This window comes from Nonomuraea antri (genome assembly GCF_013283785.1).
GTDB lineage: Bacteria > Actinomycetota > Actinomycetes > Streptosporangiales > Streptosporangiaceae > Nonomuraea > Nonomuraea antri.
The window spans coordinates 18,324-27,018 of record NZ_JABCPZ010000154.1; the positions used below are offsets into that span (position 1 = coordinate 18,324).

Annotated in this window: 4 protein-coding genes; 2 read left to right on the forward strand and 2 right to left on the reverse strand. The window is 69.9% G+C overall.

Annotated features, from left to right (window positions below; genetic code table 11):
- Positions 1–88 precede the first annotated feature (88 nt).
- Positions 89–3,982, reverse strand: a complete 3,894-nt coding sequence (locus HII36_RS58875) for an nSTAND1 domain-containing NTPase (protein WP_328808051.1) — start codon at positions 3,980–3,982, stop codon at positions 89–91.
- A gap of 1,034 nt (positions 3,983–5,016) precedes the next feature.
- On the opposite strand from HII36_RS58875, the gene HII36_RS36865 reads away from it, so the two are divergent.
- Positions 5,017–5,964, forward strand: a complete 948-nt coding sequence (locus tag HII36_RS36865) for a hypothetical protein (protein WP_173527954.1) — start codon at positions 5,017–5,019, stop codon at positions 5,962–5,964.
- A 292-nt stretch (positions 5,965–6,256) separates the two neighbouring features.
- Here HII36_RS36865 and HII36_RS36870 read toward each other — a convergent pair whose 3' ends face one another.
- Positions 6,257–7,450: a serine/threonine-protein kinase gene (locus HII36_RS36870; protein ID WP_173527955.1), complete on the reverse strand. Its 1,194-nt coding sequence runs from the start codon at positions 7,448–7,450 to the stop codon at positions 6,257–6,259.
- Positions 7,451–7,890: 440 nt separating this feature from the next.
- On the opposite strand from HII36_RS36870, the gene HII36_RS57155 reads away from it, so the two are divergent.
- On the forward strand, positions 7,891–8,695 hold an 805-nt coding region (locus HII36_RS57155; RefSeq protein ID WP_236004253.1), incomplete at its 3' end, for a 4Fe-4S binding protein.

An 8,695-nucleotide genomic window follows, 5' to 3' on the forward strand; every position in this document is an offset into this window, starting at 1 on the left:
GTTATGACTTGGATATGGGGAGAGGAAATCCCAGGTCAGGGGGCTATTTGTCGGTTTTCCGCATGGCGGGCAGGCGATCGGCACGGCCTCATGACGGGCAGGCACTCAGGCGGGAGCGGCCGGGGAAGTACGCCGCCCAGTCCGCGGGGGAGAGCCCGTCACCGGCGCGCCGGCACAGGGTCGCCGCCGCGGCCTGCGGGCTGAGGTCGTACGACTGGACGGGGACGTGTTCGCCGGCGACGTTCAGGGTCCGGCCGTCGGCGCCGAAGGTGAGCGCGAGAACGCTGTCGCCAGGGGTGGGCAGCGGCCCGCCGATGGGCTGGTGCGTGGCCACGTCCCACAGCTGCACCACGCCGTTCGAGGTACCGGCGGCGAGCACGCCTCCGTCGGGTGAGAAGGCCAGCGCCGTCACGGTCCTGCGCGCGCCCGGGCCAGCGGCGGACGGGGCGCCCGGGGTGGTCAGCACGCCCAGCCGCCGCTCCACCCGGCCGTCCCACAGCGTGGTGCGGCCGGTGTCGTCGCCGGTGGCCAGGTGCCGGCCGTCGGGGCTGAAGGCGGCCGCGCTGTTCTGGCCGAGGATCCGCCCCTTCGAGGCCCGTTCGAGCTCGGGAAAGCGCACGACGTCCCCCTCGGACGTGACCAGTGACCGCCCGTCCGGGTGCATCGCGAGGTGATGAGCGACGACCTCGGGCAGCGTCCGGACGGCGGCCCGGCGACGCGGGTCCCAGAGCGTCATGGAGCCGACGGTGGGCGGTGACGCGATCAGCAGCGACCTGTCGCCGGGCGTGAACGCGACGGTCCCCACCGAGCGCATCCCCTTCTCCTCGAACGAGAACGTGTCCGAGACACTGGCGGCCGCCACGTCCAGCAGCGACAGCCGGCTCGATGGTGCGTCCCCGCCGAAGGAGGTGGCGCCGAAGCCGAGTGTCCGCCCGTCGGAGCTGAAGGCCAGGAGCGTCGTGCATCTGAGCGCGTCGTGGCAGGCCGTCTCCCACGGCCCGGCCGTGCGCCGCCCGGTGCGCCGGTCCTGCAGTTCCACCTGGATGACGTCCCGCCGCTCGTCCGTGTAGGCGCGTGCGATGGTGGTCCCGTCCGGGCTGAAGACCGCCGTGGACGCGCCCGGCGTCCGCCACGCCCCTGTCGTCGAAAGGCCGAGATCGAGGGTGCGCACGGTCGCGGGCCAGGACATGTTCGAGCCGCCGAGATAGCGGACACGGTTGGCGCGCAGGTCCACGCGCAGGTCGCTGGCGTATTCGCCGGAGAGCGAGTGGCGGAAGACCGGGGAGCCCGGATTCGGGATCCGCCACATCAGGACGTCGTTCCTGTCGCTGGCGACCAGGAAGGAGCCGTCGGCGCTGAACCCGATCTCCTGCACCCCTTGGAGGTGGATCACCGGCAGTTTCTCGCCGGAGGCGACCTCCCACATGCGGATCTCGTTCAGGCCGGTGACCACCACATGACGGCTGTCCGGGGTGAACCTCACCTGCTCGTACTGGCACTGCCGGGGCGTGGCCACGGGCGCCCACGGGGTGTCGATCCTGCGGCCCGCGGCCACGTCCCACAGCTGGAGCGGCTCGCCGGGCACGCAGACCGTCATGAGCGTGTCGTCCGGGCTGAGCGTCACATCGGGGTGCGCTGGATCCTCCCAGGCGCGCCTGTTGTCCATGCTGCGCGCGAACGAGGTGCTGAACTCCCACGTCACGGACTGCATCGCGGCCGACGCCCGGCGGCGGGTGTCGACCTTCACGAGCTCACGGCCGGTGCGCACGTCCCACACCCTGATGGCGTACCTCGGCCCGTCGGCGTGGTAGCCGATGACGCTCCGCCCGCTCACTCCCAGCTCGAACCCGCTGTCCGCCTTCCCCAAGACCTCCGGGTCGGGACGCCCGGCGGCCAGATCCCACAGCGAGACCTCGTCGTCGTTCACCCGCATGGGCAGCTTCCGGCCGTCGCCGCCGGGCACGCCCAGCCTGGCGTGCGCGGCGCCCGGGGCGGGCCAGGTCGACGTCCTGCGACCGGTGTCCAGGTCCCACACCGTGACCTGCGCGGCTCCCACGGAGACCAGGCTCCGGCCGTCCTCGCTGAGGTGGCGAATGGTCTGCGGGTCCCCGTCCGGGTCGGTGAAGACGTCCTGAGGACGTTGCGCCGCCGCGGCCAGCAGCGCCGAGCGGGTCTCCGGCAGATCCGCCAGACGCCAGGCGGCGAGGCTCAGCCGCATCGCCATGAGCGGGTGGGAGTCGCGCAGGCTCGCCGAGATGCCCGCCACGCGGCGCGCCTCGCTCTCGCGCTGCCTGTTCTGTCCCGCCCGGTTCTCCTGCCAGGCGAGCAGCGCGGTGACCAGCGTCAGGACGAGCAGCGCGGAGATCGTCGTCGAACGCCGCCTGCGATGACGCCGTTCACGGTCGCGCGCGGCGATGCCCGCGGTCAGGAACTCGCGCTCCAGCGGGGTGAGGTCGTCCCTGCCGCCAGGCCCGCCGAACTGCTCGCAGGCCATCGACAGACGCAGACCGCGATAGAGCCCGCCCGGGTCCCTGCCGTGCTCCTCCCACGCCTGCGCGGCCTGGGTGAGGCCGCGTTGCAGCAGGATGCGCTGACGGTCCTCGTCGATCCAGGCACGCAGCCGGGGCCAGGCGGTCAGCAGCGCCTCGTGCGCCAGCTCGACCCGGTCCTCCGCCAGCGTGATCAACCTGGCCGTGGCCAGCCGGTCGAGCAACGCGTCCGCGTCGTCGCCCACCAGCAGTTCGGCGCGGCCGGCGGACCGCTTGGTGTCGGGCGCGTCCTCGCCCGGGGTGACCAGGCGCAGCAGCAGATGCCGTACCTGCTCCCGCTGGGCGGGCGACAGATCGGCGTAGAGCGTCTCCGACGTGCGCGCGATCGACCCGTGGATCCCGCCGGCGGCCTCGTAGGCGGACACGGTCAGGACCCGCCCGCGCCGCCGGCGCCAGGTCTCCAGCATGACGTGGGACATCAACGGCAGCGCGCCGGGTCCGCCCGCCATCTCCTTGATGATCATGGCGGTGAGCTCCCGTTCCACCGTGAGACCTGCGGCCGCGGCCGGACGCGTGATCGCCTCACGAAGTTCCTCCGGGTTCATCGCGCCCACGAGCACCGTCGTGTCCCTGATCGCCTCGGCCAGCCCACCGTGCTCGGCGCAGCGGCCGAAGAAGTCGGCGCGCACGGCGAGCACGACGCGCGGGCCGTCCGCCGCGGTGGACGCCGCCAGCAGCGCCTCGATGAAGCCGTCACGCTCCGCGGGATCGGCGCACAGCGCGAAGACCTCCTCGAACTGATCCACGATGACGACGTCGTCGTCGCTCCAGGGGGTGTGCGGGTGGGTGTGCGTGTGCGTTTGGGCAGGTTGGGCGCCGGGAGTCAGAACGCGGATCGAGCCCGGCAGCGTGCGAGAGCCGGGTTCCGCCTGCCCCTGCGAACGGGCCTCCGCCGGCCCCAGGGAACCGGGCTCTTCCGGCCCTTGGGAGCCGGACTCAGCCTGCCCCGGGGAACCGGACTCCGCCTGCCCTCGAAAACCGGGCTCAGCCTGACCTGGAGAACCGGACTCCGCCGTCCTCCGGGAACTGGGCTCAAGCCCTCGGGAGCGGGACTCGGCCGACCTCCGAAGCCACGGAACGAGGCCGGCCCGCAGCAGCGACGACTTACCGCTGCCCGAAGGCCCGACCAGCATGACCAGTCGATGCTCCCGAACCATCCCGGCCAGCCGCTCAACGAGCACCGCCCGCCCGAAAAACCTGTCGCTGTCTTCTGTCTCGAAGCGTGACAGGCCGAGATACGGCGCCTTCCCGGTGTCCCTGGCCGCCGCCTCCTCCACGGCTTCCTGATCGGCCTCATGCCAGCGCCGCCGCCACTCCTCCGCGTCCCCGCCGCAGGCTTCCACATAGGCGAGGACGACGGGCAGCGAAGGCATCCGGTCACCGGCCGCGGCCTGGGCGAGCGTCGCGGAAGAGTAGTACACCCGCGCAGCCATCGCCCGGTAGGTCGGGCCGCCTGCTTCCTTCCGGAGTTTGCGCAGCTCATATGCGAATCGGGCGATCGATCCCGCAGTCGGTTCCAGTGGTCGCTCACGACGTCCCAATGACTTCCCCGTTCAAGCCGTTGTGTCTCTACCTCTTGAGGAGAAACCAACGCGCCAAATCGGACACCTCGCGACCGGGTTTTCGGCGGGGAAGCGCTCACTCAGAGGCCACCCGACCCAAAACCAGAAGGTTCGCGCCGAAGAGCCGAATCAGACGGGAAGCCGCAGCCGGACCTAACCGGACTCGTCCATGCCGAGCAACGGCCAGACCAGCTGGAAAGCGAACCTGACGCTAGAAAGCAGACCCAGCTAACTCGCCGCGATGCCGGTACACGGCCCCCCCACGTACACCAGGTGCCCAACACGTGGCCCCAATCAGCAAGACCAAAGCCACCGCACAAAGAACGGACCGGAAGATCTACCGCCCCGCCCACCTCCCACCGGCACCGAGTCCCACCAGCACACCGAGCCCCACCGGGATCGAGCCTCAAGCGGGCAGCTCTCCAAAACCACCCCTCGCCCGAGCGCCCATCACCACTTCACCCGCAGAACCCAGACCCGACCCGCTCAACCCCGCGCCACCATCACCAACGCGAACCCCGCACTTACGCAAGCCCGCCCACTGAACGCCTTCCACCCCAAGGAGACGAGACCGAATACCCCTTCGCCCCAGGACCGGGACGGGACCAAGCGCACCCCCTCCGCCCCAAACGCAGGACCGGCCGAACGCGCCCGCCTCACCCAGAGCGGGACGGGACCAAACACATCCCCTCCGCCCCAAAAGCAGGACCAGACCGAACACACCCGCTTCGCCCCAGAACGGAATTGGCCGAATGGGGCCGAATGCTCACCTCACTCGATCCGTCACCACCACCAGGCCTTCTGTCGCTCAACCCCGACTCCCAGCCGTGAAGCCCATGCCGCGCAAGGAACTCGCGTCGCAGCCCAGCCGTCGTACCCTCAAAGGGGGCCACTGGGGGTGCACAGTGAAAGCTCAGCTCAAGCCATGCGCGGGCGCGACCTCCGGGAGTCGCTGTCCCAAGACCACCCTGACCTCGGACGGCACAGCCCTGGACGTCACGGACGAAGCCACCGGCCATTCCATCCGCCTGACGCCCGCATCTCTCTACCAGTACAAATGCCCGCAATCGGCCAAGAACTCAGCCGTGGTCCACGGCCTGGCCGCACTGGACGAGGACGGTCTGGTACTCCTGGACCTCCCCGGCGAATGGTACGCACCGCACCTACGCGACTTCGCCGCCGCATCAAGAATCCCGCTGTACGACGCGCGCCAGCAACGCCCGTCCCATGTCCGGGCCATGCTGGCGGCCCGCGCGCCCGGCTGGCAACGCATCCGCGGCCTACCCGCGCCGTCACTCGCCACATGGCGCAAACCGGTGAGCATCTGCCTCGGAGTCGCAGGGATCGGTCTCATGGCGTACCTGGCCTCGACCGGAATGTGGGTGTTCTGGCGTGGCCTGGCCACGCTGGGCCGGGTCCTCATCGACCTCATCGACGCCAAGTGGTTGCTGATGATGTTCAGCCCGGCGCTGCTCCTGTTACGTCCGGCATGGGCGAAACTTCACCGCAGGCGCGTGGCTCGCGGCACCGCCATCGGCCCCATCACCGGCCCGAACTTGAAGGTCCGCGGACGCTCGCTGCTCGTGACCCACGGCAAGGAAGAACTGAACGAACTCCCGATCGGCCAGCATCCAGGCGCGGCCAGCAACCTGCTCCTCTACCAGCACGAAGACCGGTCGGGCCTGGTCGTGTTCGACAACGCGCACCATCCATGCCATCACCTCCCCGGCACCTGGAACCCCGACGACGTCAACCGCTTCGCCGACCGCCACGGCCTGGAACTGGCCGTCCTGCGACTGACCCGCCAGGAATACCTGAACCTGACCCGCGCCTGCCGCGAAGCCACCCCCTAACCCGCACCCACCGCAACGCCACCCACCCCCGGACCTGCGCATGGCGCAAAGCCACCACTCCGGGGACATGCGCCCCCGCAAAGCCGCTCACTCCTTGACCTGCGCCCAGCGCGAAGCCGCCCTGACCTCCGCATGGCGCGATGCCACCCCCTGGGCGGCCACCCCACAATCGCCGAGAAGCCCACAAAGCGGGCCCAGCCAGGCAGGCGAGCAAGACCAGAACGCCCCAACCAGACCGGATTGCCGGACGCAAGACACCCGGCAATCCGGCCCACCCGACCTCCGACGTCGCTCAGTGCACGATCGCCAGCATCACGTCCGAAGCGGAGGGACGCTCGTCAGGACGCTTGCTGAGGCAATTCCCCACGACCTGCCGCAGCGTCGGCGGTAACGGCGATAAGTCCGGATGAACGGTGAGCACCCGATGGAAGACCGCGGGCACGCTGTCCTCGCCGAACGCCGGCCGCCCCGTCGCCGCGAACACCATCGTCACGGCCCAGCTGAAGACGTCGGACGCCGGCCCCACCGCCTCGCCGGACAGTTGCTCAGGCGACATGTACGGCGGAGTGCCCACCATCCGTCCCGAAGTCATCGTCACCTGATCGAGCGCCCGCGCGATGCCGAAGTCGATCACCCGAGGCCCGTCAGGGCCGATCAGCACGTTGCTCGGCTTGAAGTCCCGGTGGACGATCCCCGCCTTGTGGATGGCCGCCAGCGCCCCGGCCGTGGACAACGCCAGCCGGGTCAAGCTGTCCTCGTCGCGCGGCCCGTGCTGGCGAACGAGGCGTTCGAGCGAGGGCCCTTCCACGTACTCGCTGACGATGTACGCCTGCTGGCCGGTGATGCTCACATCGAGCACCCGGGCTGTGGAAAACGTCGCCACCCGGCGAGCCGCCTCCACCTCCCTGGCGAACCGCGTCCGCGCCGTTTCGTCGACCAGATCGTGCAGGACCTTCACGGCGACGCGCACCCCGTTGGGCGCCATCGCCAGATAGACGGCGCCCTGCCCGCCGCGCCCGACGGACTGCAGCACCCGATAGTGCCCGATCCACTCAGGCTCGCCCGGCGAGCGGTGCTGGGTCGGGGAGGTCGGGTGTTGCCGCAGGTCGGGATGCGGTTGCGGTTGCGGCTGTGGACGTGGCTGCGGCGGTGGCCGATGGTCCGGCGCCGTGGTGCGCTGGTGCAGATCGGGCCGCTGGTAGGGGCCAGGCCGCCGGTGCTGGTTGGGGTGGTGGAATTGCGGTACGGCAGGCTGGTACGGCGGCGGCTGAGCATACGTGTTCGACCTTGCCCTGGCCATGGCCGGCACCAGGATCCCCGAATGAATGGCCCCGCCGAACCAGGAAATTATCAACGCCAGCGAGACCAGCCCGTACAGTGGCTCGGGGATGTCCTCATAGCTTCCGTACGCGAAGACCGCGAGCGCGAACGAGCCGGTGAGGAAGGAATAGATCACCGCACCGATCACCTGCCAGATGCTGCGCATCCAGAACGCCGCGAACCCGATCGTGAACGGGGTCGCCAGCCCGCAGGAGAACAGGGACAGGGACGCCCACACCACGGCGAGCGCCCACGCCCCACTGCTGGGACGAACCGGATGGCTGTACGGCATGGCCGAGAGACTATCGCTCCGCAGTCGGCCAAATCGGATGTAGACCCAGCCTGTGGATAACTGTCACCCAAGCTGTGGATAGCTGTGGAAAAACTGGGGACAACGCTCTTGCTCATTCACCTGCGCGGCCAAGTGCGTCATGATGTTGAACCATGGCGCGGATACCGGGAGTCGGACTGGCGAAAGGGCTGTCCATCACCCTTCGTCACATGCTGCGCAAATCCGTCACTCAGCAGTATCCCGAGGTCAAGCCCGCCCTGCCGCCTCGGAGCCGCGGCGTAATCGCCTTGGTTGAGGAGAATTGCACCTCTTGCATGCTTTGTGCCAGAGAGTGCCCCGACTGGTGCATCTACATCGACTCCCACAAGGAGACCATCCCGGCCCCTGAGGGCGGCCGTCCCCGTCAGCGCAACGTGCTCGACCGCTTCGCGATCGACTTCGCCCTGTGCATGTACTGCGGGATCTGCATCGAGGTCTGCCCGTTCGACGCGCTCTTCTGGTCTCCCGAGTTCGAGTACGCCGAGGGGGACATCCGTAACCTTCTCCACGAGAAGGACCGGTTGGGCGCCTGGGTACAGACCGTCCCACCAGGGAAGCAGGACGCGCGTCCGCAGGCGCGCCCGCGGCCGGAGCCACCGCCGAGGGTACGGCGACGCCGACCCGCACCCGCCGCCCGGCGGAACAGCCGAGCGCCGACCAGCCGCCTACCACCGAACGCCCATCCGGCCCGGATCAGCGTTCGGACACGGGCCAGCGTTCGGACACGGGCCAGCGTTCGGACACTGACCGGCGCTCCGGCGCGGATCAGCGTGAAGAGCGGTCGCAGGCCCGGGGCGCGTCGAGCACCGAACGCCCCGAAAACTCCCGCTCCGACCAATCCGCGGCCCCAGCCACCGGCGTGGAACCCGCAGAGTCCCGCGCGGCGTCAGAGGCATCGCGCGCCGGCCGTGCCGAGGACGACCGCCCAGAAGCCGGCGCCGAAGGATCGCCGGACACCGCTCGCACTGACGCTTCTACCGGTGGCCCCACGGCCGCTCCCTCGTCAGGGGCAGCGGGCGAGGCCAGGCGCGAGCGTCCCCGCAGGTCGATGGCCAATGTTCGGGGCATCCGTCCCCCGGG

Coding starts and splice junctions, on each gene's coding strand:
- HII36_RS58875 (WP_328808051.1), bottom strand. CDS start 3,982: ATGGCTGCGCGGGTGTACTACTCTTCCGCGACGCTCGCCCAGGCCGCG.
- HII36_RS36870 (WP_173527955.1), bottom strand. CDS start 7,450: ATGCGCAGCATCTGGCAGGTGATCGGTGCGGTGATCTATTCCTTCCTC.